Source organism: Dyadobacter sp. SG02 (assembly GCF_900109045.1).
Classification (GTDB): Bacteria; Bacteroidota; Bacteroidia; order Cytophagales; family Spirosomataceae; genus Dyadobacter.
Genome location: NZ_FNYL01000003.1, coordinates 98,162 through 123,492, shown reverse-complemented (window position 1 = coordinate 123,492; position 25,331 = coordinate 98,162). Strand labels below are relative to the sequence as shown.

The following is a 25,331-nucleotide window of genomic DNA, read 5'->3' as shown; positions in this document are numbered from 1 at the left end:
GTTTTATTTTACAAATATTTCGTGTCAACGATCATCGCGGTTTCAACTACTACAAATCTTACGGTGCGCTGCACCTTATCGATTACGGTGCAGAGCACCGCAAGATTTGTTGACAAGGTGCAGCGCACCGTAACATTTGTTGCAAACATTACGATACATTCACCTTCAACTCAAATTCCTCGATCTCCTCTTTTGAGGTCAAGACGCTCAGTTCGAGATCGTATTCTTTGATTTCTTCCGGTTGCAGGAAAATGAGCGTCCCATCCTCCCGCGCCTTCGCCTGACCCGAGAGCGGGTGCGTGCTGGGCTCGATGCCGGTCACATATTCGCCTTTGCCCCAATGCTGCCAGTTGGCCAGCCAGGGTAATTGCTCTTTTTTGAATTTCAATGCGATGGCTACTCCCAGCTTCTCATTATGCAAGCCGCAAATGCTGTCGCCGAAAATGTCCGCGTCCACATCGATCAATGCTACTTCCTCTCCGCTTCCGAGGTGGCTTTCCAGCGGTGCAGGTGCTTTTTTGAATGCATTACCTTCCTTGAAAATCTTCGCATTTTCCTCGAACCGTGGTTGCCATTGACCGTTCCAGAGAATGTCGGTACCCTCGTCCACAATCGGCCATCCGAAATTGAAGTGGTACAGCAGCATATGCGGCGCGGCGGTATTGGCTTTGTTGATCACTTCGTCGTGAATGCGCAGTTTTGGCTCTCCTAATGTGGCTGAAATCGTTCTTTTCAATTCCAAACTCGGTCCGAAAGGCCGCGTTTCGCGGATAATGCCGGTAATGCTCATATCGTATTTCCCGGCGCGCAGGTCCGGCTGGACGATCGAAACGATTTCCGCGGGCTGGTTGCCGATCAACCCGTGCAATCCGCGGTCGCCGAAGCTGTCAGACTCGGGCCCGCCTGCGTGCGAGAGGCCGCAGGTTGTAAGCAAGCCACCCCCGAACGTGCGAAGCCAGTCGATGCCTTTATCAGAAAACGGTTGCGGGGAAGTAACACCGCCATGACTGATCCACGCCAGGCTATGCTGGTTGTAAAAAGCCTCTGCAATATCCATCGCCCGGTCGATCACCACCTTAAAGCGCAAGCCGCCGCCGGTATTGATCCACGCAATGCGGGTACCGCGACCAGCGCCATTGTCCAGCACCGAAGTTTCTATACCGCCTACCTGTGCGTGGTTCGACACCTTTACTTTCCAGTCTTCCACTAGCTTTTCAGTGCCTTTCGAATCGCCGATCTCCATTATATCTTAATTAAACTACTAATTATCTAAACCTGAAAAAGGCGCAAAATGCCTCTTTTTAATGCATTTAACTTAAAAAATGCGGGATCAGGCTACCGGCACGCTGGTCAGCCAGTTTCTCACGCGGGCATTGAAATCTTCTGTATTTTCAAAATGGAATGCGTGCCCGAGCTTGTCGTACAGGAACAGCTCGGCACCGGGGATGCCGCCGGCGACCTCTTCGGCCATCCATACCGGCGTAAAAATGTCCTCCCTTCCCCCTATCACCAATGTCGGTGCATTGATCTTACCCAGCTCCGGCAATGCATTGTGGTTAATGCAGGCCGCCACCTGTCCTTCCAGGCCGTGCAATGGCTGTGGGAATGGGTTGAACGCATCGATACACCGACCGTTTTCGAGGTCTTCGTGCTGTTTCGCATCATCCCACGACGATTTAGAAAAGATCAGCAACTGAATGTACAGGCTGAACTCCTCCGGCCGGAAACGGGCCTTGGCATTCATAATATGCTGAAAGAGGCCTTTCGCATAATTGTCGCAACGCGCCCACGGGCACATCAGTACGAGCGATTTCACCTTTTTCGGATGCCGGATCGCCAATTGCTGGGCAATGGTGCTGCCCATCGAACAACCGATCACACTCACATTTTCCAAACCCAGAGAATCCAGCAAACCGGCGTAATCATCCGCCATCTGCTCGGTGGAATAAGGTCCGGCAGGTTTGTCGGTCAGCCCTACGCCGCGGTTATCGCCGATAATGCAGCGAAAATGGTGCTTCCAATCGGCCACATGGACATTCCACACTGCTCCCGGCGCGGTAATGCCCATAATGAGCAATAATGGCTCGCCGGAACCACGTTCTTCGTAGTAAAAATTGATACCGTTGGTTTTGATGGTGGGCATGAGTGGGGAGGTTATTTTAGTGAAGGAATCAAATCCTCCTGAATCCACTTCCCGTCGTGCAATGTCACAAAATCCGGGTCTTCGAGGGCTTCTTCGCCTTCGTCCTCGCAGATGATCCAGCCGGTGTAGTTAATATCTTTGAGCCACTGGGTTACACCGAGCAGGTCTACTTTGCCTTTCCCCATTAATGTGAACTCGGGGTTGCCGTCCCAGTCTTTATAATGCACGTGGTTGATCAGCGACTGGTACTCCTTCATTTTCGCGAGCGGGTCCATACCGCCGTTGATAATATGGCCTACATCGGGCGTCCAGCCGGTTACCGACGCGTCCAGGCCTTCGAGTACGATTTTATAATCTTGCTCGGTGCGGATAATGGAGCTGTGCGGTGAATTGGGATGGTAGCTGCATGGCACACCTTTATCGGCGGCGCGGCGCGATACCTTGTTGACAATATTCACGAGGCGTTTCTGGCGCTCTTCAATGTTATGTCTTCCCGTCGGAATCTGGACGGTATTCAGTACGGCTCCCGGGAAGCGTTGCAATACGCGGATGGCGTGGTCGGCTACTTCACGTTCGCGTTCGGTTTCTTCGGCCTCATTCCAGTCCAACGCGAGTGCCAATGCGGCGAGTTCGATACCTTGCTCTTTGAGTTTGGCTTCGAGCAAATCAGGATCCTGGAGGTCGCCCATCCAGGTAAAAATGGGCTGAATACCCGTGAAACCCGCTTTCGCGATCACTTCGATCATATGCCCTAACCGGCCCTGATGCGTTTGGCCGCTGTTGCTCATGAACCAGGTGTAAACCTCTGACCCAAAGCGAAATGGAAGTTGCTGAGACATTAAAAAGTTTATTTTCAATTACGTAAAAATCACTTCGACTTCTTCTTCTTTACTACCTCGCCCGGCATGATCAGCGAATCCCAGCCCGCCAGATCGGAAGGTTTTACATTCGCTTTATACCCATTAAAGTTGAAGGTTGTAGGTTCATATGGCCCTACGAATGCGATATCGTTGTCTGGTTTAATATTATTTTCCATTCCCAAACTCCAAAACATCGCATTCACTACCATTCTTCTAAACCCATAATCCTTCAAATCCTCGGAAGCACCATGCGTGGTGGTGAATGCACGGCCTTTTTTGCCGCCTTCCATTTGATAATCACGAATCCAGGCAACCGGTAGCAATTCTTTGGTCGGATCGGCAGGAGAATCGGCCGTCATACCGTTCAGTACCTGACCTTTCGCGAGTACCGTACCTTTGGGAGCAGCCGTGTAACCGCCCGATTGTACCCACATATCTTTCACGCCGCGCATAATGGGGTGATTCTTTTGCGCTTCATCAATGACGATTTTAGACGATTGCTTGTGATTCGTCCCATAATGCGATACCCAGGTTTCACCCAGAATATACTCTCCAAAACCATCTTTCCAGGCCGTTTTCGGGCCTTTGTAGTTCCAGGTATAATGCTCCCATTTCGGGTCATTCTTAATTTCAAATGCGTGGGTAGAGGTGCGGAATGCCACAATAGGGCCACCTCGTTTGATATAGTTTTCGAAATGCTGCATTTCCTTGTCCCCGAAATGTGCGAAACGCATGAAAAGCACCATCAGGTCGGCCTTGTCGAGCACGTCGAGGCCTTTTACATTCGAGCTGCCCGGGTATATGTAGCCATTTGAATCGAGCGCATATACGACCGTACACGTGAACCCGTAGCGTTTGGCCATAATGCGCGCCAGCGCGGGAAGCGATTCTTCACCACGATATTCATGGTCGGTAGCGATGAAAACGATGTTTTTACCCGCACCCGGCCCCTTATCACCTTTGTACACGACCCGGTGTTTCGCGGGATCGTCCTGCGCTTGGGAGCCGAAAGTGATCAGTGCAATGCCGAGCGCCAGCATTGATTTCAAAAGATTCTTCATAACCCGGACTGAAAAAGGTGGTTGATCAAAGCCCGTGTTTCAGGCCCATTTCGCGGATAAATTTGTAGCCGTTTTCGGCAATGTCCCACGGCTCGTTAAACTCCCGCCAAACACCGATCGCATTCGCAAAGCCGGGATCGTTACGCGAGAATGCTTCGATCGTCAGCCAGCCGTCGTATTTGATCGCCGCCAGTGCTGCGAATGCATCGTCCCACTTCACCTGGCCCGTCCCCGGCGTACCGCGGTCGTTCTCGCTGATGTGTACGTGCGCAAGTACGGGCGCGATGGTTTGCAGTCCGCTTAAATAGCTTTTTTCCTCGATGTTGGAATGATGTGTGTCAAACATCGCGCGCACATTCGGATGATCTGCCGCTTTCACGAGTTTGAACAGCTGTTCCATCGTATTACACAAATAACATTCGAAACGGTTGAGCGCTTCGAGGGCAAATGTGATGTTGGCCTGTGCCGCATAGTCGGCAGCGGCATTCAGTACTTCGCCTGCCAATGCATACTCCCGGTCTTCGGCCGGACGGTTTACAAAAACGGTGTGCGCCGAATGGAAAGGCCCGCAAATGACTTTCGAATTGAGGTCATGCGCACGGTCTACTGCCCATTTGATTTTGTCCAGAGCCCTCCCGCGAACGTCAGCCGAATCGCTCACCGGGTTCTCATCCGCTCCGAGCGTCATTACCGCCGTGGTTTCGAGGCCCAGGTCTTTCACAAAACTGCCCATTCGCTGGTAAGCCGCGGCTTCCTGGGGGCCTAAATAGAACTCGACACCGTCGTATCCAATCGTTTTCAGCCTTTCGATAATCGGGAAGAGATCATCCGAAACTGCCGCCGTCCAGGCCAGCACATTAAATCCGATTTTATTCATAATGGGCATTAAGCCGGCAACCGAAGCCGCCGGCCGATGTTTGATTAATATTGTTTGATGCGCAGGTCTTTGTATTCCACTTTCATAGGCGGGCCTACGTGTACCTGTACGCCTAAAAGGCCTTTTTTGGCGCCATTTACCGTGTCATTATCGGTAACATCGCTCATCAGGACGTCATTGATGTAGTGTTGCAGGTGATTTCCCTTCACAACCAGCCGGAAAGTGTTCCAGTCTTCGCTTTTGATCAACGTCTTCAATGAATCGGAAGAACCGAGCGAGCCAACTACTTCAAAGCCGGTCCAGGCATTCTTGGATACATTCTTGCGGACACCTTCCGGCGTTTTGTCGCCGGTATATTCTTTGATAACCGTTTTCTGTCCGCGATAGGCCAATGTGGTACGTTTGCGTTCTTCGTAATTCTGGCCGGTGTAGTTGTTTTTACCGTCGATATCGGCCTGGTAGCCCTTCAATGCAAAAGGAACGTCGGTGAGTTGTTCACTGCGGTAGTTGATTCCCGAGTTTCCGGCCGTCGCGATCTTGAATGAACCTTTCAGTTCGAAATCGCCGGGTTCGCCGCCGCGCCAGATGATGAATGAGTTGGTTTTCAAAAGCGTTTCAGGAGTGATTTCGCCCACGAGCGAGCCATTTTCGACGCGCCAGTACTTTGGATCGCCGTCCCATCCTTTGAGTGTTTTTCCGTCGAAGATGGATTTGAAGCCTTTTTCGGCTTTTTGGGCAAAAGTGTCGACCTGGCTGGTGAGGGTCATCACGGCGGCCAGAAGCATTCCGGCCTTGATAAATCTGAAACTCATTTTGATCGCATTTATAGGTTTAGTGACTCCGGAACAACTGACTTCCCTTATTGCAAGGGGCATTTGGATATTAACATCTCTTAAAAAAGCAGAAATTAATATCCAAAAATTCCTAAAAATATCTGATGCACTATCCTGTACTGACCTGCTAGTTGGGAATCGGATCGCCCGCTGTTTTCGCGGCGGGATCATACATTGCCACTCCTACGCGCGAATCGGCGCAGCCGTAGTAGAGCAGCCATTTCTTTTTATAATACACCATTCCTTCAATAAAAACGGTCCCTGCGACATACTGGCCACTCTTTTCAAACGGCTCCATCGGACGGAAGAAAGGGGTATCGAGGCGGGCGAGCACTTTGGTAGGATCATTTTTATCAAATAATACCTGCCCTGCGCAGTAGCTGTTAGGCGTGAAACGTTTGTCGCCATCTTCGCCTTTGTCGTTTTTGCCGTTGTAAAGCATTACAATACCCTTATCGGTCAGGATGGCCGGGGGGCCGCATTCAGTGAGATTGCTATCGAAATAGCCCTTTCTTGGGGAGATCAGGTTTACCAGCTCACCATTGGTATCGACCACGGGCTCCCAGTTAATGAGGTCTGTCGAAGTCGCGACGTTCACATTGGCTTCGCCGAAATAGAGCCAGTATTTGCCGTTGATTTTTGCGATAACCTGCTTGTCGCCAACCAATTTTGTTACAATCGAGCCCGATTTTGTCCAGATATTATTGAATTTACCATTATAGGCCTCCCTGAATGCCGGGCCGTATTTTTCCCATCTGATCAAATCGCGGGAGGTGGCAATGCCCAGGCGTGCCTTATCCTTGTTCCATTGCGTGTAAATCACGACGTACAAGCCATCTTCGGTAACTGCCACGCGCGGGTCCTCACAGCCGCCGGGCCATTCGTTGGATTTCTGGCTGTCTTCCGCCGGGAATAATACCGGCTGTTTTCTTCTTTTGAAATGAATGCCATCCTCACTTTCGGCATATCCCAGCCGCGAGGTACGCATTCCGATCGCCTTGCCGGCTTTGTCCTCTGCGCGGTAAAGCACCACGATCTTGCCGTTCTTCATGGTGGCCGCAGGGTTGAATGTATCGTTCGATTCCCAATCGACCTGACGTTTGTTCATAGGACAGAAAAAACGCGAATTACTATCGGGAGAAATGACCGGGTTTACACCGGCCGGTCGTTTGAAACCGCCGAAAGCCCATTCAGGAAGCTTGTTTTCGGTTTGTGCAAATGCCTGCCCGGCCAGGATAGATGTGCATATAGCGAAGCCGGCGATAAAATTTTTCATAGAATTTCTATCAGTTATCAAATCATATTTTTCAAATATAAGGCTCTCCGGGGCAATAAAAAATCCGGTCTGATCGCTCAAACCGGATTTCATATCTTTTAAATAATCGCTGATTATTTGTTCGCTACCAGATTTACGTCGAGTGTAAAATCGTTGTCGATCGCCTTGTCGCCAAGGTTTTCGAAGAAGTTGGTCGAGCGGAATTTGATATCGTATTTGGTACGATCGATCGCTACTTTCGCGTTGGCAGTCACCTTTTTGGCATCGGACGTAACTGTCGCCGGGAATTTCACGTCCTGTGTGATTCCTTTGATCGTCAGCTTGCCTGTTACGTCGTAAGCATTACCACCTTTCGGTGTCACGGTTGAAATCACCAGTTTTGCCTGCGGGTGTTTTTCGACAGAGAAAAAGTCGTCGCTTTTGAGGTGATTGGTCAGTTTACCATTCATTTCCTTATCGGTCACATCGGTTACGACGAGCGATTTGATATCGGCTACAAAACTTCCTCCTTTGAGCTTGTCGTTATCCACCACCAGTGTACCGCTTTCCAGAGGTACCGTTCCGGCGTGCGTTCCTGTTACCTTTTTGGCACCCCAGTTGATGGAGCTCGCTTTCGGATCTACCTTCAGCGTTTTGTCGGCAGCATTCTTTCCGGGACCGTTGGCAATTGCAGCAACATTGAAAAGCAAGCCAGCTGCTGCGAGTACAAACATTCGTTTCATAATAATTTCAATAGTTTAAAGTGTAGAAGATTTGATTTGAAATATATAAAGAATAAAAAGCACTTAATAAATCATTAACAGGCTTTAACAATCCCATACGCTGGTTCTCAGGAACGCGTTGCTTCGCTTTCAAGCAATTTTACGCCCTCGAACTGTTCCAATATCTTCTTGCCGTCCACCCAGTCTTCCAGCCCCGAAACGGCATTGATATGCCCTTTTTTACCCACATTCACAAAATCGCTTCCCCAGTTGGCGGCAAACACTTTGGATCGGCCAATGGTCGCGTAAATGTCGTTCGTACTCGCCACCACGATCGTTTTGAAAGGGATCGTACGCACGGGTATGGGCGTAAAGCCGACCACGAAATTCAACCGCTTGGAAAGCTCCGCGTCCGCCGGGGCCACCAGTAACGCGCCTTTGATCAGCTCCGAACTGTGCTCCTGCGCCCAATGCGCCACGGTAATGCAGCCCAGGCTGTGCGCTACGAGGATCGTCGGCCCGGTGAGTTCGCTGATCTGCTTTTGCAGCTGCGCCACCCATTCCTCTTTCACAGGCCAATCCCAGTTCTCCTGCTGCACGCGGTCGAAACGGTCGGGATATTGCTCTTCCCAGATGGTCTGCCAATGCTGCGGGCCTGAGCTCGCCAGCCCCGGTACGGTCAGAAAGCGCACACTCATATCAGTATCAATTTGGTAATCACATCATTTTTTGTCCATTACACAACGGAAACCAAGGTTGTTGCTTCCGCTGGTCACTTCTCCCTTGCCGCGGCTGCCGGCTTTGTAACGAATGCAATAGTCGTCACTGCAAAGGAATGAGCCTCCGCGCTGAACGCGTTTCACCGCGCCCGGCTCGTCGGGATCATAGCTATCCGACGGCCCTTTCGGGTTAGCAGCCGGGCTTTTCTGGTAATAATCCGGGCGGTAAAGGTCCTCGCACCATTCCCACACATTTCCATCCATATCGTACAGGCCATAAGGATTGGAAGGGAAGGATTTGATAGGCGCGGCGGTAAGATAGCCATCTTCCTTTGTATTCTTGTCGGGAAAACTGCCCTGGTAAATGTTAGCCACCCATTTTCCGTCCGGTTTGAGCTGATCGCCCCAGTAATAGGTGTGATTTCCTTTGCCGCCTTGTGCCGCAAATTCCCACTCCGCTTCGGTAGGCAACCTTTTCCCCGCCCATTTGGCATAGGCCGCCGCATCCTCGTAGGATACGTGCACAACAGGGTAGTTTTCGCGGCCTTTGGTCGAACTGGAAGGACCCTCCGGATGCGCCCAGTTGGCGCCCGGCACGTAATTCCACCATTGAAGCGGGTTGTCAAGGCTCACGCGTGTGGGCGTGGGCGTGAACACCGCCGAGCCCGGCACCAGCTTATCGGCAGGTACGCCGGGATAATCGGCCGGGTTTAATGGGCGTTCGGCAACGGTTTTGTAGTTGGTCGCTTTCACGAATGCGGCAAATTCCGCATTCGTGACTTCATGCGCATCGATATAGTAGCCATTCACCGTCACCTCGTGCATTGGTCGGGAGTCGGGGAACTCGTCGGCGCCCATCAGGAACTTGCCACCAGGTATCCACACCATGCCGGTGCTGTCGCCCTTACCTTCCGTTACCAGGCTCGCATTGCGGATCGCGGATGCACGCGAGGGCATGCCGTCGGCAATGCAGGCCGCGAGGCTGTCGGCTTTGCGTTTCTCCTCGGCGGTTTGTTTGCTCCCGCAGCTCCATAATGTCACGGCCAAAATACCCGCCAGTCCGCAAAATCCTTTTATTGAAAACTCCATATTCCTGTAACCCGGTTACGCTTTTTTAACTTCAATTTTAAAAATATCCTTCAACGCCTGCCGCGCCGCGTGGTACCCGCACATCCCATGCACGCCCCCGCCCGGAGGGGTGGACGACGAGCAGATGTAAAGGCCCTTCGCCGGTGTACGGTACGGCGAAATGCTCAGCACCGGCCGCGAATACAATTGCAAAATATCCTGGATACCCCCATTGATATCCCCTCCGATATAGTTCGGATTATATTGTTCAAATGCCGACGCATTGGTAACGTGTTTCGCTTTGATCACATCCCGGAAGCCCGGCGCATACCGTTCGATCTGGCTTTCGAGGACATCGGTCATATCGCGGTCGTCGCCGTTCGGAACGTGGCAGTAAGCCCAGGCCGTATGCTTGCCTTCGGGTGCGCGGGTTTTGTCGAAAAGACTTTGCTGAGCTACCAATGCAAAAGGCTTCTCTCCCCGCTTTCCATTCCCCACATTACGTTCATACTGCACGATTTCCTCCAATGTATTCCCCAAATGCACCGTGCCGGCTCCGCGACATTCTTCACGCTGGAACGGGATCTGCTCGTCGAGTGCCCAATCCACTTTGAAAACACCCGGGCCGTGGCGGTAAGCTCCCAAACGACTTTTATAGGAAGAGCTCAGCCTGTCGCCTGCTATTTGCACCAGCTGTTTGGGCGTTACGTCCATTAAAATGGCTTTCGCAGACGGCAGTTCATTCAACGAACCAACCATCCAGCCCGTCTGGATCTTGCCCCCAAGCGATTGGTAATAAGCCGCCAATGTATCCGCAATGCGCTGGCTCCCACCCACGGGGATTACCCATCCTTTAATGTGCGCCGCGGCCATGAGCATGATGCCAAAGGCCGAAGTCGCGATATTCCCCAATGGCTGGATCGAATGCGCGGCCATTCCGGCCCACATTGCACGCGCTTCGGCGGTCTTGAATTTCCCGGCCGTCCAGGTAGCCGGTGGTAATGCCTGTAACCCGAATCCCGCGAGCCGGAAAGGCTCTGCCGGCCATTGCAGCGGTCCGAGCAGATCGGGCAGCAACTTTGGAATGGATTCCAGCAGGCCACCCATCCATCTGCGATAGGTATCGCCGTCGGCACCGAGCTGGCGGGCCGTCGATTCTACCGACTGGTCGAGTACCGCCACCCGGCCGCCATCGAGCGGATGCGCCGCGTCGTGCGTGGGCTGAACGAATTTCAATCCAAAATCCGCCAGCGGAAGTCTTTCAAAGAACGGCGACATCAATGCCATCGGGTGAACGGCAGAGCAAATATCGTGGTGGTAACCCGGTAACGTCAGTTCCGCGGTGCGCATACCGCCCCCGATCGTGTCCTTTCCTTCGATCAACAAAACCGAAAGTCCCGATTCTTGTAAGGTAATAGCGGCCGCAAGCCCATTCGGGCCGGAGCCTACCACTATGGCATCATATTCCGGAGTTCCCACTCCGGGAGTCGCCACTCGGGGAGTTCCCACGCTGGTCATGGTTTCGCGGTCGCGACGATTTTTAATGCCTCATCGTCCTTGTACTCTTTCATCAATGCTTTCAGCTTCTCTTTCAAATCAGCTGTCAGCTTTTCTGTTTCTTTCGTTCCGTAAATATTGGAAACCTCTTTCGGGTCTTTCTGCAAATCATACAACTCCCACGAATCGGCGCCGCCGTAGAAATAGGCCAGCTTGTAGCGATTTGTCCTCAACCCGAAATGTGGGTGTACGTGGTGCGGCTGCGGGAATTCGTAATAATGGTAATAAGCCTCTTTCCGCCAGGGTACCTGCGCGGTTTGCGTGCCTTTCAGCAATGGCAAGAACGATTTACCCTGCATATCCGCCGGGGTTTTCACACCTGCGATATTGAGTACCGTCGGCGCCCAATCGATGTTCACAACGAGGTCATTTACTTTGGTCCCCGGCTTGATCACCCCCGGATAGCGGATTACAAATGGTGTTTTCAATGATTCTTCATAAATAAAGCGCTTGTCGAACCAGCCGTGCTCGCCGAGGTAAAAGCCCTGGTCCGACGCGTAGATCACGACCGTGTTTTTAGATAAACCACTTTTATCCAGGTAATCGAGCAGCTTGCCTATATTGCGGTCGAGCGAATTGGCCGTTGAGAAATAATCGCGCAGGTAACGCTGGAATTTCCACTCTACCAATGCTTTACCCGTCAGATTTTTGTCTGTTACTTCTTTGGATACTTTGTCATAATAGGCTTTGAAAACCTTTTTCTGCTCGGGATTAAGTCGGCTGTAAAGGAAATCCTTCTCGTAATCCACGCCCACTTTCAGGTCAAACTTCATGCGCATGGTTTTGTCGATAGTCATATCCTGGTCGGCAGCGGCCTTTCTGCCTTTGTAATCGTCATAAAATGTCGACGGCAGCGGGAAAGTTACATTATCATAAGCGCCGAGGTCCTGCAAATCGGGCATCCATTCGCGGTGCGTGGCTTTGTGGCCCACGATGAGGAAAAATGGTTTGCTGTCGTTGCGTTTTTCGAGCCAGCCGGTCGCGAACTGGGTAATGAGGTCGGAAACGTAGCCCGTATATTTGGTCGTGTCGTTCGGCTGACCGATGAATTCCGGGTTATAATAATGTCCCTGATCGGGCAGTACATTCCAGTAATCGAAACCCGCCGGGAGGCTGTTCAAATGCATTTTACCGATCCAGGCCGTCTGGTAGCCATTCTTGCGGAGCGTTTCGGAAAGCAGTGTCTGGCTGGTATCGAACTTTGTCCGGTCGTTACGTTTGTAGCCGTTCAGGTGGCTGTACTTGCCGGTCAGCAAAGTGGCGCGGCTAGGACCGCATATTGAATTGGTCACCAGGTTATTGGTCAGCAATGCCCCCTCGCGTGCAATACGGTCGATATTGGGTGTTTTAACGATCTTGTTCCCATAAGCGCCGATCCCCTGATAGGCGTGGTCATCGGAAAAAATAAAAATAATGTTCGGGCGCTGAGCGGTTTGGGCGAGCGTCGTCGTGACGGACATAGCCAGCGCGATGAGGCCTGAAAAGGCCGCCAGAGTCAACTTCGCAGGACGGGTAAGAATAGCAAACATGAAATACTCTATATAATAGGTAGACAAAATAAACTTATGCAAAATCAATTCGCAAGCGTTTTACCGGAATTACTTTGTAAAGCCGGATTTCACGGGGTCTAAAATTACAAATTGGCGATTTGTTTTCACTATCCGTCATTTTTAAAAGCAAAAAAGCCCGGGACGAATACTTCGCTCCGGGCTCCTAAAATCAATCCATTCAGGTTATTTGGTTTTTTTATCGATCGCCTCCGCCATTTGCAGGTGGTGTTTCAAAACGGGAAGCTTGCCTTCCGCCCAGGCCTTTACATCGGCATCTTTGGCATCTTTCGCAGCCTCCTCAAACTCGCTGATATCTTCCTTATGGTCATCTACCATGAAAGAAATATAGGCTTTGTCGAACTCCGCACCTTTCTTTCTGGCCAGGTCATCGTATTTCTTTTGCTTGTCGTCGCTGAGCATGGAAGGCAGTGTGATATTTTTCTGGGCTGCCAGGGTTTTCAGTTCCTCGCTGGCCTTCGAATGATCTTTCACCATCATTTCCCCGAATTTTTTAACATCGGCGCTGGTCGCGTTTTTCTGCGCCAGCTCTCCCAGTTGGACCTCCATTAATCCGCCGTCGGCTGCTGCTACGGCAAACTCGGAATCGTCTTCCAATGCCGTCGTATCGAGTTTTGCTTCGTTCTGTTCTTCGGCAACTTCTTTGCTATCCTCTGTCTTGGTGTTGTTACAATTTGTAAATGCCACCACAGTAGCTGCCATGAGGATACTAAATGCGATCTTTTTCATAAGCGGTTTTCATTTTTTGATGATTTGGGCATTGAAAATTAAAAAACTATGCCACCGCAACTGAAAAACGGATACTTTTGTAGCTATCCGTCGACAACCTCAACACCCTGCGGGTTGTTCCGCTGTTTTCCAAACCTACCTCTATCCCCATTTAATGAAGCCCGTTACCCCCTTGCGGATCCTGTTGGCCGACGACGACCATGATGATACCTTCCTGTTCCAGGAAGCGCTGGCACACATCCCGATGGAAACAAATCTTACCGTCGCCGAAAACGGCGTGGAATTGCTTCGCATGCTAAACGGCACGGAGGGTAAACCGGAAATTATATTTCTGGACATGAACATGCCGGTTAAAAACGGCCTTGAATGCCTGAAAGAAATCAGGGGTCTGGAAGCCTACAAACAGGTGCCGATCGTCATACTTTCCACGTCGGTCGCGCAGTACTTGTGGGAATCGGCCTACCGTAGCGGAGCGAACCTTTATATTCAAAAGCCGACGAGCTTCAATGGCTTGATAGAAATCCTTAAAATGTGCCTGCTCGAACGGGCCGCCGCGACGATGCCCGAGGGGCTGGAACAATTTTTGATAACCAACTAGTCTTACAGGTTTCAATTCGCATTCAGTATGAGTGAAGCAACTGCTTTCAACACGGAGCAAGACTTATTTTTCAAACGACTAAGACACGAGACAGCGGAAAGCCACCAGAAACTGGAAGATAACCCACTTTCCAAAGCAATACTCACCCCCTCCGTATCCGTCAAGGACTATCAGGCCTACCTGGGCGCTCTTTTCGGAGTGACCATCGCCTGTGAAGATCAGGTATTCCCTGCTATTTCTCACGTTATCATCGATTTACCCGAACGTTATAAGTCGCGATTGATCATTGACGACCTTCTGGCCACGGGTCTTACCGAGGCGGAAATCGATGCGTTGCCGGTATACCGTTTCGACATTTCTTCGGTTGCCGAGGCGCTAGGCATTATGTACGTGCTCGAAGGTTCCACACTGGGCGGAAAGATCCTGTACCGGCATATTCACGAAGTACTCGGGCTCACACCTGAGCATGGCGCTTCCTATTTCTGGGGATATGGTGCGCAGACAGGAAACCTGTGGAAAAGTTTCATCTCCTCGCTTACACAATTTGTTGACGAATACGAGGAAAGGGACGGAGTGATCGGCGCCGCTAAAAAAACTTTTACCATCATTGACAATTGGTTGGGGCAGCATGACGCGGCCCGGGCCGGTCGTAACTGATCAGCAGGAATGAATATCAAGGACATTGTGAATCGCGACATTGTCAACCTGACAAATTGCGAAAGTGAACCCATCCATATACCCGGCAGTATTCAGCCCCATGGCTTTTTGTTGGGGATCAAAAAAGGGGATTCCAGAATCGGGTTTTGCAGCGCCAACAGTGCCGACTATATCGGTATTGGCCCGGAGAAAGTACTGGGCAAAGACATTGCGGATATTTTCCCCCGTGAACAGGCCCATCGTTTCGCATCGTATGCCAATGTGGAGACTATCGATTCGGCAAAACCGTTTGTTTTCGATTTGAACGGGACTTCGTTCAATACTACCGTTCACCAGAGCGGCGACAATGTGATCCTGGAACTCGAACCGTTCCCCGACGGCACATTGCATTTGCCGAACCTCTATACACAGACACGCAACTTCGTGTCGATCATGGAGAATTCCAGCGGGTTACTCGACCTCTGCCAGGAGATTGCGGATGAAACCCGCAACATTACCGGCTACGATCGTGTGATGATCTACCGGTTCGACGAGCAGTACAACGGCGAGGTGATCGCCGAAAGTCGGCGCGATGACCTGGTATCATTTGCCAACCAGAAATACCCGCATACGGACATCCCCGCACAGGCGCGCGAGCTGTACATCCGCAACCCGTTACGGATGATCGCGGATATTAACTATGCGCCGGTCCCGCTGCTGACGATCGACGATTCGGCCGATAAGGGCAACCATTCGCTGGATTTGAGCCTGTCGATCCTGCGGAGCGTGTCGCCTATGCATATCGAGTATCTGAAAAACATGGGCGTGGGTGCAACGCTGACCATTTCGCTGCTGCAAAACCAGAAACTTTGGGGACTGATCGCCTGTCACCATTATGCACCCAAGATATTGCCGCACTACACGCGACTCTCGGCGTTGTTGCAGGGACATTTCCTTACATCGCAAATCGCGGTGCGCGAAGTGGCCGAAGAATATAATATCGGTGAGGAAGTGGACAAAGCCCTCGTGAATGCGCTCGCGACCCTCCACGAAACCGAGAACTTCATGGATGCCAGCCACCAGCCGCCCTCGTTACTGAAACTGGCGAATGCAACCGGCGCAGCCATTTACCACGAAGGTTTATTGTATACCAATGGCCTGGTACCGTCGGATGCGGAACTGCTTGATCTGTTCGCATTTCTTTCGAATGCGTATCCCAACCAGACGTTTGAGACGGATAACCTTTCGGAGGTTTACCCGGCGGCGAAAAACATGTCCAAATATGCAGCGGGGGTGATCTATCACTCGATGGTATCCGGTGAAAATGACGGGATTTTGTGGCTAAGACAGGAAAAAATCGAGACCATCAACTGGGCAGGTAACCCCGACAAGGCCGTTTTGCAAAATGAGGACGGTGTGCGGCTTTCCCCGCGCAAATCGTTCGAGTTGTGGATGGAGATTGTAAAAGATAAAAGTGCGCCCTGGCGAAAATCGGAGATCAATGCGGCTTCGAGCTTTTCCTATGCGTTGCAGAAGCATATCAATTTCCGGGTGATCCGGGCGCAGGAAGATCGGAATAGCAGCCTCAACGAAGAGCTGCGGCTTGCCAACAGGGAGCTTTCCAACCTGAACTGGATATCTACCCACGATTTGAAGGAGCCACTCCGGAAAATACAGATTTTTGCTTCCAAAGTGCTCGATCGCGAGGACCCGGACTTGTCCGTTCAGGTGAAGGATTCCGTAGAGAGAATGCGTTTCGCGGCCGAGAAAATGCAAATGCTGATCGAAGATATCCTGGCCTATTCGAAAGCGGGTACCATGGAAAAGGTCTTCAAGCCGACCGACCTGAACGATGTGCTGCGCAACGTGCTTTCGGAGTTGCAGGATACGATCGATGAAAAAGACGCTACGGTCCGGGCGGAAACTTTACCGTCCCTCGAAATCATTCCTTTCCAGGTACATCAGCTCTTCATTAACCTGATCAGCAATGCGCTTAAATTCGTCAAGCCGGACGAGCGCCCCGCTATCAACATAACCGCAAGCATTGTAGAAGCAACAGATATTTCCCCCGAAAAAGCTGCCGTGGGCCGTTATCACGCAATCTCTTTTCAGGACAACGGGATCGGTTTCGAAGCCGAATACGAAAGCAGGATATTCGACATTTTCCAACGCCTCCATCCCGCACACAAATACCCGGGAACGGGCATCGGGCTGGCGATCTGTAAAAAAATCATGGAGAACCACAAAGGGTTTATCGTTGCCAGATCGGTATTCGGGGAAGGGTCGGTTTTCACCATCTATTTTCCCATCGCGTAACGGCCCGCACGTGTGAGTACATTGTTCCTCAGCTTAGCCGCTCAACCGGTGGGGCTGGGGATTTTTTATTGGGTACTAAATGGATGTACAGGCGCTGGCGGGCCGTTTAGCACAGGGTTGTGGCGTGCGCTGTGGGTTGGTATTAAATTATTATGATTTGTGGTACAACAACAAACGGTAAACCACATGTCAGTAGCCGCAGCTCTTGAACAAATACCCGACGAGCCCGTCATCACGGCCCAACAGTTTAAAAAACTCAGAAAAAACCCTGCATTAACAGCCGAAGCGGCAGGGCTTCACTATATCCAGTCGGAGAATGCACCCGGTTACGCACGGAAAGGAAAAGCGCCCCGCTTCTACTACACCGACGCAGACGGCCAGCGTTGTAAAGATCCGCAGACGATCAAACGCATTAAGTCTCTCGTACTTCCGCCCGCCTGGACCAACGTCTGGATCAGCGCAGACCCCGATACGCATTTACAGGCCACGGGCATCGATGCCGCCGGCCGGAAACAATATCGTTATCATCCGTTCTGGAACCTCGTCAGGAACCAGACCAAATATTATAAACTGCTCACTTTCTCGGAAGCCCTTCCCGCATTACGTGCGCAGGTGGAGCACGATCTACGCAAACGCGATTTCGACCTTTCGAAAGCCATTGCATTGGTGATCAAGCTAATGGACAAAACCTGTATGCGCGTAGGCAACCAGCGTTACAAGGTCCGGCACGGGTCGTCGGGCATTACCACGCTCGATGCGCGCTGCGCAACGGTGACCGGCAGCCGTATCCGCTTTATGTTCAAAGGTAAAAAGGGTATTCAGCAGGACATCAATCTGCGCGACAAGCAGTTGGCACGCCTCGTGCAGCAATGCAAGCAAATGCCGGGAAAGCGGCTTTTTCAATACACTACCGAAACAGGCGGCAAATGCGCCCTGAATGCCCAACAGGTGAACGACTACATCCGCCGCTATACAGGCGCCAATTTTTCCGCCAAGGATTTCCGGACCTGGATGGGCACCGTTACCGCATTCGAATACCTGAGTCACCAGGAAAAAGCCGCTTCGCAACGACAGGTGACACGCATCGAGAACACCTGCCTGGATGCAGTAGCCGCACATTTGGGCAATACCCGCGCCGTATGCAAGAAGTATTACGTGCACCCGGCGGTTTTCAGGGCTTACGAAAACCACCGTATCCAGCGTATTCTGAACAAAGAAGTCGAAGGAACGCCGCATTTCTCCAACACCGAGCAGCACGTGCGGGCACTACTGGCGCGCCCGAATTGAAATAGACAAGTTCTATATCACATGCAACCATTTACATAAAAACCTTGTCTCAAACCGTAACCTCCGATAATCAACGATATTATAACGCGTATAAGAAAAATGGGTGAGACCGAAAGGCTCACCCATTGCTTTTTTTAGTATGTCGCGGGAAACTATCGCAGGTCAACCACTTCCACACCCGGATATTGCTTGGCGTTGAAAGCGAAGAAATTGTCGGCCACATTCACATCGGGCACAAACTGATCCACTTTATAGGTTACCTCCTGTCCGTTCTTTTGGAAAATCTTCCAGCTGCTGATCGACTTATCAGCCTTATTCACTTCGATCTGCACTTTGTTCACCTGGCTGTTTTTGTTGGTCGAGGTCAGTTCGACTACTTCGACAGCCTTGCCTGCTTCCTGTTTCTCCTTCACAAAAGCGGATTTGAAGCCCTTTTTATATGCTGAATAAATTTTTGTCGGATCCAGGTCGCCGCCGGCGGCAGGGTCGAAATCCTGCAAATTCACTTCATTGGTTTCTTTGATGTACGTTGCCATCAGTTTACCATCGTTAAAGATCTCCTGACCTGCCATTTTCAACCTAAACTTCGTGCCCTTCACAGTCGCTTCTCCTTTGAGCGGCTTTTCACCCTTGGTAATGTAGGTAAAAAGTGCTTTAAAGGATTTGATCTTCTGGTACTTGCTGCTCATAGCATTCAGTATATCCGCTGACTTTTTGTCGCCTTGTGCATTCGAAGTGAATGAGTTCAAAAGGAAAATCGTCAATACCGCAAGCAAACAAGTACTATTCTTTAAATTTCTCATATTCAATTATTTAATACCAACTAAGTTTATAAAAACGGGGTTTTAAGTGAAATATTTCAATTTTAGACGCTACAAAACGGCAATGGTTTAATGGTGCCGGAACTTAGCTTACGCCCATTACGCGGAGATGCTCTTCCAGCATATTCAGGTCGTGGAACATCACATCGCGTGCTTTGCTGCCTGTGAACGGCCCTACCACACCCAGTACTTCCAACTGGTCCATAATGCGTCCCGCGCGGTTGTATCCGAGCTTCATTTTACGCTGGATCAGCGACGTGCTGCCTTGCTGGTGCGTTACGATCAGGCGCGCCGCATCGGGTAGCAGGCTGTCGAAATCATCCGGGTTCAGCTCGGCCTTGCCTTCTGCCGCATCTTCCCCTTCATATTCAGGCAATGCGTAGGCTTCGTCGTAACCGCGCTGCCCGCCGATATACTCGCAAATATCCTCGATCTCGCGGGTGTCGATGAACGGACATTGCAAGCGGATCACTTCCGAGTTGATCGCCAGCAGCATATCCCCCTGACCTACGAGCTGTTCGGCACCACCCATGTCCAGGATCGTCCGCGAATCAATACTCGACGTCACCCGGAACGACAGACGCGCCGGGAAGTTCGCCTTGATAAGCCCCGTGATAACCTTCACCGATGGCCGCTGTGTCGCCACCACGAGGTGAATGCCCACCGCACGCGCCAGCTGCGCCAAACGCGCAATCGGCGTTTCTACCTCCTTGCCGGCCGTCATCATCAAATCGGCCAACTCGTCGATCACCAGTACGATATAAGGCAGGAAGCGGTGTCCTTTTTCAGGGTTCAACCTTCTCTGCGCGAACTTCGCATTGTATTCCTTCAAATTCCGTACCGCGGCCTCTTTCAGCAGGTCGTAGCGGGAATCCATTTCGATACACAGGGAATTCAGGGTAAAAATTACCTTTTTCGTATCGGTAATGATCGCCTCCTCCGCATTCGGGAGCTTGGCGAGGAAATGCCTTTCCAGCTTGTTGAAAAGGGTTAATTCTACCTTTTTAGGGTCAACCAGTACGAATTTGAGCTCCGCCGGGTGCTTTTTGTAGATCAGTGAAGCCAGAATCACGTTCAAACCCACCGACTTTCCCTGCCCGGTGGCACCCGCCATCAGCAAGTGGGGCATTTTCGCCAGATCGGCAATGTGGATGTCGTTTGAAATGGTTTTCCCCAAAACAATGGGTAAGTCGTAAGTCGATTTCTGGAAGCGATCGTTCGCGAGTACCGATCGCGCAAAAACCGTTTCCCTGTTTTTGTTCGGCACCTCGATACCGATCGTACCCCGGCCCGGCATCGGGGCAATGATACGGATACCCAATGCGGCAAGGCTCAATGCAATATCGCCTTCAAGATTTTTGATCTTCGAAATCCTTACCCCCGCTTCCGGTATGATCTCGTAAAGCGTCACGGTCGGCCCGATCGTCGCCTTAATTTTAGAAATATTAATACCATAGCTGCCGAGCGTATCGACAATCTTGGTTTTGTTGCTTTCGAGCTCTTCCTGGCTTACTTTCTCATGCTGGTTTTCGACTACCTCGTTTAGCAGGTCGATATTCGGGAAATGGTACTGCGGCAGATCGAGCATCGGGTCATACTGCCCGAATTCGCGTAATATGGATGCATTCACATCCTCGTCCTCGAATTCTTCCTCAACAGTTTCGTTTGAATGCGTGGTATCCTCCACTTCCAGTTCGAGCAGTGGCTCGGATGGGACCGCCGATACTTCCATCGGCATTACCGGCAACTCGATGCTCGTCGACGCGGCTACGGAGGGTGCGGGAGGCGTAACCGGCAATACTACCGCGGGATGCGGCGCCACGTGCGGGGCTTCTTCTTCTACTTCAAGGTCAGAATCTGGCTGCTCGTCGGACGCTGGCACTTCATCATCATAAGTATCATTTACTACTGATACAAATTTGCTTTCGGCAACAGCTGCCGCTTCGGTTTCGGCGGGTGACGTCGTGTCATCGCCGGCAACTGCTTCCGGTTTCGCATGCCTCGCCTGCCACGACTCATACCTGTCGCGCACGTCGTAGAAGAATACTGCGAATACGAACAATGCGAAGAGGATAGGCACTACGCTTCCCCATTTCAGCCAGTCGAAAAGTGCAATGTTCACCAGATAACCAAAGCCGCCCGAAAGGAAGCTCAGATTATTCTCGCTGTTGCTCATGAGGATAATGTAGCCCATGAGCACGCTGACCCACAGGGTGAAAAAGATCACTTCCTTGGTGGTTTTGCTTAACGGCAGTATTTCCCTGCCGAAGGCCATTTTCCAGCCTGCAACAAATGGCACGAGAGGCAACAACAATGCCCCTAACCCAAACCAGCGATAAACAAAAATGTGCGAAACCACCGCCCCGAGCACGCCCAGGAAATTGCGGGTCTGTCGCCCGGCATCGCGGATCGACTGATGCCCCAGTCCGTCGAGCACGCTCTGATCGGACAGGCCGGTGACGATGTAGGAAAAGAAAGATGTTTCCAGGATCAATCCCAGGACGATAAAGAATGTGCCCCAGGCCAACGTATTCTTCGGGCTGGTGAAAATGTGTTCCCAATCGAGGGATACACGAATACGGGGCGCAGCCGCTTCCTCCGGTTTCTGGCGCTGTGTGTTACCTCTTGGCTTATTGACTGACATTTATTTCAATTCCGGGATGCGTGAAGTGCTGATTTTTCTGAATATTACTTCTTGACCAGTGCCTTGCAGATCCTGCTGACCACACCGGGTCCTTCGTAAATAAAGCCGGTATAAAGCTGAATCAGGGCGGCGCCTGCATTTATTTTTTCCAAAGCATGTCCGGGAGTAGCGATGCCGCCGACTCCGATAACGGGAAATGCATGATTGGATTGTTCACAAAGGTAACGAATTACTTCCGTCGAGCGATGTGTCAACGGCGCACCGCTCAATCCGCCCGCACCTATCTGCGCCACTTCCGACGAATCGGTTACAAGTCCTTCACGGCTGATCGTCGTGTTGGTTGCGATTACGCCTGCAATGCCTGTTTCCTTGACGATATCGATAATGTCATCCAGCTGGCTAGTCGTCAGGTCCGGCGCAATTTTCAGGAAAATCGGTTTGGGATTAGCCCGTTCTTTATTTTTTGTTTGTAGTTCTTTCAGGATTTCGGTCAACGGTCCCTTTTCCTGCAAATCCCGCAATCCGGGTGTATTCGGCGAGCTTACGTTCACTACAAAGTAATCCACGACATCGAATAGCTCGCGGAAACATATCAGATAATCGCTGAGTGCCTGCTCGTTAGGGGTATCCTTATTTTTACCGATATTCCCTCCCACGAGGATTTTGGACTTCCGTTTCGCCAGTTTTGCGGCAGCTACCTGCACTCCTTTGTTATTGAAACCCATCCGGTTGATCAGCGCCTTATCCTTTTTAAGACGGAACAAACGAGGCTTATCATTCCCAGGCTGAGGGCGTGGTGTCACCGTCCCGATTTCGATATATCCGAAGCCCAACGCTTCCAGCTGGTCCACCATTTCGGCATTCTTGTCAAAGCCGGCCGCAAGCCCTACCGGGTTACGAAACCGCAAACCAGCCACTTCCTGCACCAGATCGGGATGCTCGTACGTGTACATTGCCCGCATGAGCTGCGGTACGAATGGGATTTTGAATGCCAAATGCAGCACTTCGCACACAAAATAGTGAATGCGCTCAGCGTCAAACAGGAAAAGTATAGGGGAGATGAGAATCTTATACATCCTGCAAAAATAGAATGTTTCGCAGGAAGGGGGAGGAAGGTGGGGGAATTTTATTTTTGAATGATTCGATCAGAAATCAATCGGCAGCAGAGCCGCCACCAAGTGCTATAAAATCGTCGATCATCACGACATCCCGGAGGTCTTGTGGTCTTCTCGCAAGCACCTTCAGTTCGCGCAGGTCATTTAAATGCAAGAAATGAATGGTTGAACCTTGCGCATTCATAAAACTTCTCGATCTGTCGAATACATCAACAAAATCGAAGTTTCTGTGAATCTGAGTAACAATATCGAGCTCCCCGTTAAAGCCGAAAACATGAGGCTGGGTAAAATCCAGCTGTTCAAGTTTGAAAATCTCGCTTTCATCCAAATCCATACATCGAAATACATCCACCAGGCGCCGACCATTCTCATGGGTAGGGTTAATCCAGATGTCCACGTCGTTTGTAGCGCGATTCAATCCATTCAAAAACATCGCAAATCCGCCGACAATGAGGTATTCCAGTTCTTTTAAGTGTGCGCATTTTGTGAATTCAAGGAATTCAGTGTTTTCTAAATCCATTCAGCTTTGCGGATTTTGATGGTTCTATCGCGGGTACTATGGTCGAAACCGATGAAAAGCTCTAACTTTTTCCGAATCTCGAAAAACTTCTCAAAACGCTCACGTGGCGTTTCCCCCATCCCGGTGAGCATTACATCGATATACGGATCGTTGAGGTTCTTATAAATCGTAATTATTCGCTTCTTCGGTTTCATATCACAAAATCAATGAAGAGTAAATATCGGCATATTCATTAAACAATAAAAGCACCCCGCCACCGCGGGATGCTTTCTCAAATGTCCAAACCAACACGACTACTTTTTCTCCGGCCAGACATACTCAAACTTGTCGTTCGTAGGCGCGCCGAAGTAGTTGACGCCCAGGAAGTCGAGGCGTTTTTTATGGATTTCCATGCGTTTGCTGAAATCTTCAAAGTTCTTGCCTTCTTTCGATGTCCAACCGACTTCGGCCAATGCGGTGGCGCGGGGCCATACCATATATTGTACGTAGGCAGGCGTTTTCATGTATTCGGTCCATACGTTGCCTTGTACGCCGAGGATGTGCTTCGCTTCGTCGGCTGAAAGTTCTGCGGGAGTTGGTTCGTAGGAGTATGACTCCGCCAGGTCGGTGAAGCCGCCGATTGCGATAGGCTGCGTCTTGGCTTCCGCCTGGTAATGGTCGAGGTAACAGAAGTTGCCCGGCGTCATGATCACGTCGTGGCGCTCTTTTGCAGCAGCAATACCGCCCTCGATACCACGCCAGCTCATGACGGTCGCATTAGGTGAAAGCCCGCCTTCCAGGATTTCGTCCCAGCCGATCATACGACGGCCTTTCGCGGTGATGAATTTGTCGATCCGCTTGATCACATAGCTTTGCAGACCATGCTCGTCTTTCAATCCTTCTTTTTGAATGATGTTCTGGGCGAAACGGCTTTCTTTCCACTGTACTTTCGGGCATTCGTCGCCGCCGATGTGGATGTATTTGTTGGGGAAAAGGTCGATCACCTCGGTGAGCACGTCTTCGAGAAACTTGAAAGTCTCTTCGCGCGGCATGAACACGTCGTCGTAAACGCCCCATTTCGTACCTACTTCATAAATTTTGTCGGGATTGTTGCCCAGCTGCGGATAAGCAGCCAATGCCGCCAGCGCGTGCCCGGGCATTTCGATTTCGGGGATCACATTCACGAAACGGTCCTCCGCATATTTGATCACCTCTTTGATTTCGTCCTGGGTATAGAAGCCCTCGTAAGGCGTCCCATCGAACTTCTGATCTTTGTAATGCCCCTTCATCGTCTCCTTGCGCTTCGAGCTGATGGTTTTCAGTTCGGGATACTTCTTGATCTCGATACGCCAGCCCTGGTCGTCGGTAAGGTGCCAGTGGAACTGGTTCTGCTTGTGCAATGCAATCAGATCAATGTATTTTTTGACAAATTCGATCGGCATGAAATGGCGGCAGACATCGAGCATCAAGCCGCGGTAAGCGTAGCGGGGTACGTCTTTGATCGTCACGTAAGGCACGGTCCATTTCACTCCTGCGACAGGTGTTTCACTGAATATTTCCGCTGGCAGAAGTTGCAAAAGCGTTTGCACACCGTAGAATGCGCCCCTGGCAGTTTGCGCCTGAATGGTTACGCCTTTGGAAGTCGAAAGCAAGCGGTAGCCCTCCTCGCCGAGGCTGGTGTCCGACGACAGAACTAATGATATGTCGCCCTTGCCTTTCGCGGTAGAAACGGCTTGCCCGGTGGCTTTGCCTAGTTGCGCCGCCAGCATTTCCGCCACGTGCGACCATTTGGCGTCGGCAGGTGCGCCGACCTTCGTTTTGGCTTTAAGCGTCCATGCGCCTTTGGCCGTCAGGACCTGGGTAGGTTTGGGGATGACGTTAATCTGCGCCATTGCCGAGTGTACGAGCACGCAACAGATTAATCCGAAAAGGAAACGTTTCATGAATTAGGAATCCGGTATTTATTAAAATTATTTAAAAATACTGCAAGTTATCGTATTCCTATTTTAAAATACTGCGAATC

The 25,331-nt window shown here is 51.0% G+C and carries 23 protein-coding genes; 4 read left to right on the top strand and 19 right to left on the bottom strand.

Annotated features, from left to right (window positions below; all coding sequences use genetic code 11):
• Positions 1 to 148 precede the first annotated feature (148 nt).
• The 13 genes from BMW93_RS07560 to BMW93_RS07500 all read right to left on the bottom strand — a co-directional run bounded on the left by BMW93_RS07560 (position 149) and on the right by BMW93_RS07500 (position 13,392).
• Entirely contained in the window at positions 149 to 1,243 is a 1,095-nt protein-coding gene (locus BMW93_RS07560) for an aldose 1-epimerase family protein (RefSeq protein WP_090374619.1), read from the bottom strand.
• An 87-nt stretch (positions 1,244 to 1,330) separates the two neighbouring features.
• Positions 1,331 to 2,143, bottom strand: a complete 813-nt coding sequence (locus tag BMW93_RS07555; RefSeq protein ID WP_090374618.1) for an alpha/beta fold hydrolase — start codon at positions 2,141 to 2,143, stop codon at positions 1,331 to 1,333.
• An 11-nt stretch (positions 2,144 to 2,154) separates the two neighbouring features.
• Complete coding sequence (locus BMW93_RS07550) at positions 2,155 to 2,982, bottom strand: sugar phosphate isomerase/epimerase (RefSeq protein ID WP_090374617.1); 828 nt, start codon at positions 2,980 to 2,982, stop codon at positions 2,155 to 2,157.
• Positions 2,983 to 3,011: 29 nt separating this feature from the next.
• A complete protein-coding gene (locus BMW93_RS07545; RefSeq protein WP_090374616.1) occupies positions 3,012 to 4,064 on the bottom strand; it encodes a ThuA domain-containing protein in 1,053 nt (350 codons plus the stop codon).
• A gap of 25 nt (positions 4,065 to 4,089) precedes the next feature.
• The gene (locus BMW93_RS07540) at positions 4,090 to 4,941 is read right to left on the bottom strand and encodes a sugar phosphate isomerase/epimerase (RefSeq protein WP_090375065.1); all 852 of its coding nucleotides are present in this window, start codon (positions 4,939 to 4,941) and stop codon (positions 4,090 to 4,092) included.
• Positions 4,942 to 4,985: 44 nt separating this feature from the next.
• Positions 4,986 to 5,726, bottom strand: coding sequence for a DUF1080 domain-containing protein (locus BMW93_RS07535; protein WP_090375064.1), 741 nt, complete (start codon positions 5,724 to 5,726; stop codon positions 4,986 to 4,988).
• A 175-nt stretch (positions 5,727 to 5,901) separates the two neighbouring features.
• A complete protein-coding gene (locus BMW93_RS07530; protein WP_090375063.1) occupies positions 5,902 to 7,050 on the bottom strand; it encodes a glycoside hydrolase family 130 protein in 1,149 nt (382 codons plus the stop codon).
• Positions 7,051 to 7,163: 113 nt separating this feature from the next.
• A complete protein-coding gene (locus tag BMW93_RS07525; RefSeq protein WP_090374615.1) occupies positions 7,164 to 7,763 on the bottom strand; it encodes a YceI family protein in 600 nt (199 codons plus the stop codon).
• Positions 7,764 to 7,879: 116 nt separating this feature from the next.
• Entirely contained in the window at positions 7,880 to 8,449 is a 570-nt protein-coding gene (locus BMW93_RS07520; protein WP_090374614.1) for an alpha/beta hydrolase, read from the bottom strand.
• Positions 8,450 to 8,473: 24 nt separating this feature from the next.
• Positions 8,474 to 9,559 carry a formylglycine-generating enzyme family protein gene (locus tag BMW93_RS07515; protein WP_090374613.1) on the bottom strand — a complete coding sequence of 362 codons (1,086 nt, stop codon included), beginning with the start codon at positions 9,557 to 9,559 and terminating at the stop codon, positions 8,474 to 8,476.
• Positions 9,560 to 9,574: 15 nt separating this feature from the next.
• A complete protein-coding gene (locus BMW93_RS07510; protein ID WP_218147683.1) occupies positions 9,575 to 11,017 on the bottom strand; it encodes an NAD(P)/FAD-dependent oxidoreductase in 1,443 nt (480 codons plus the stop codon).
• Between the two features lie 35 nt (positions 11,018 to 11,052).
• Entirely contained in the window at positions 11,053 to 12,624 is a 1,572-nt protein-coding gene (locus tag BMW93_RS07505) for a sulfatase (protein WP_090375062.1), read from the bottom strand.
• A gap of 204 nt (positions 12,625 to 12,828) precedes the next feature.
• Positions 12,829 to 13,392 (bottom strand): DUF4142 domain-containing protein, encoded by a 564-nt coding sequence (locus BMW93_RS07500; RefSeq protein WP_090374611.1) that lies wholly within the window; start codon positions 13,390 to 13,392, stop codon positions 12,829 to 12,831.
• 154 nt (positions 13,393 to 13,546) lie between these two features.
• On the opposite strand from BMW93_RS07500, the gene BMW93_RS07495 reads away from it, so the two are divergent.
• From BMW93_RS07495 to BMW93_RS07480, 4 genes are all read left to right on the top strand, one after another.
• Positions 13,547 to 13,990, top strand: coding sequence for a response regulator (locus tag BMW93_RS07495; protein ID WP_090374610.1), 444 nt, complete (start codon positions 13,547 to 13,549; stop codon positions 13,988 to 13,990).
• A gap of 27 nt (positions 13,991 to 14,017) precedes the next feature.
• Positions 14,018 to 14,647, top strand: a complete 630-nt coding sequence (locus BMW93_RS07490) for a biliverdin-producing heme oxygenase (protein ID WP_090374609.1) — start codon at positions 14,018 to 14,020, stop codon at positions 14,645 to 14,647.
• Between the two features lie 9 nt (positions 14,648 to 14,656).
• Positions 14,657 to 16,942, top strand: a complete 2,286-nt coding sequence (locus tag BMW93_RS07485) for an ATP-binding protein (protein ID WP_090374608.1) — start codon at positions 14,657 to 14,659, stop codon at positions 16,940 to 16,942.
• A gap of 186 nt (positions 16,943 to 17,128) precedes the next feature.
• Positions 17,129 to 18,229, top strand: coding sequence for a DNA topoisomerase IB (locus tag BMW93_RS07480; protein WP_090374607.1), 1,101 nt, complete (start codon positions 17,129 to 17,131; stop codon positions 18,227 to 18,229).
• A gap of 152 nt (positions 18,230 to 18,381) precedes the next feature.
• On the opposite strand, the gene BMW93_RS07475 is transcribed toward BMW93_RS07480, so the two are convergent.
• The 6 genes from BMW93_RS07475 to BMW93_RS07450 all read right to left on the bottom strand — a co-directional run bounded on the left by BMW93_RS07475 (position 18,382) and on the right by BMW93_RS07450 (position 25,251).
• On the bottom strand, positions 18,382 to 19,032 hold the full coding sequence (locus BMW93_RS07475; protein WP_229240260.1) for an outer membrane lipoprotein carrier protein LolA: 651 nt from the start codon (positions 19,030 to 19,032) through the stop codon (positions 18,382 to 18,384).
• A gap of 103 nt (positions 19,033 to 19,135) precedes the next feature.
• Positions 19,136 to 21,694, bottom strand: a complete 2,559-nt coding sequence (locus tag BMW93_RS07470; protein ID WP_090374606.1) for a DNA translocase FtsK — start codon at positions 21,692 to 21,694, stop codon at positions 19,136 to 19,138.
• A 44-nt stretch (positions 21,695 to 21,738) separates the two neighbouring features.
• Positions 21,739 to 22,770 (bottom strand): quinone-dependent dihydroorotate dehydrogenase, encoded by a 1,032-nt coding sequence (locus BMW93_RS07465; RefSeq protein WP_090374605.1) that lies wholly within the window; start codon positions 22,768 to 22,770, stop codon positions 21,739 to 21,741.
• Positions 22,771 to 22,846: 76 nt separating this feature from the next.
• A complete protein-coding gene (locus BMW93_RS07460) occupies positions 22,847 to 23,329 on the bottom strand; it encodes a DUF6036 family nucleotidyltransferase (protein WP_090374604.1) in 483 nt (160 codons plus the stop codon).
• Positions 23,320 to 23,523 carry a hypothetical protein gene (locus tag BMW93_RS07455; RefSeq protein WP_090374603.1) on the bottom strand — a complete coding sequence of 68 codons (204 nt, stop codon included), beginning with the start codon at positions 23,521 to 23,523 and terminating at the stop codon, positions 23,320 to 23,322. The genes BMW93_RS07460 and BMW93_RS07455 overlap by 10 nt, the downstream gene beginning before the upstream one ends.
• 99 nt (positions 23,524 to 23,622) lie before the next feature.
• Positions 23,623 to 25,251, bottom strand: a complete 1,629-nt coding sequence (locus BMW93_RS07450; protein ID WP_090374602.1) for a beta-N-acetylhexosaminidase — start codon at positions 25,249 to 25,251, stop codon at positions 23,623 to 23,625.
• Positions 25,252 to 25,331: the final 80 nt, after the last annotated feature.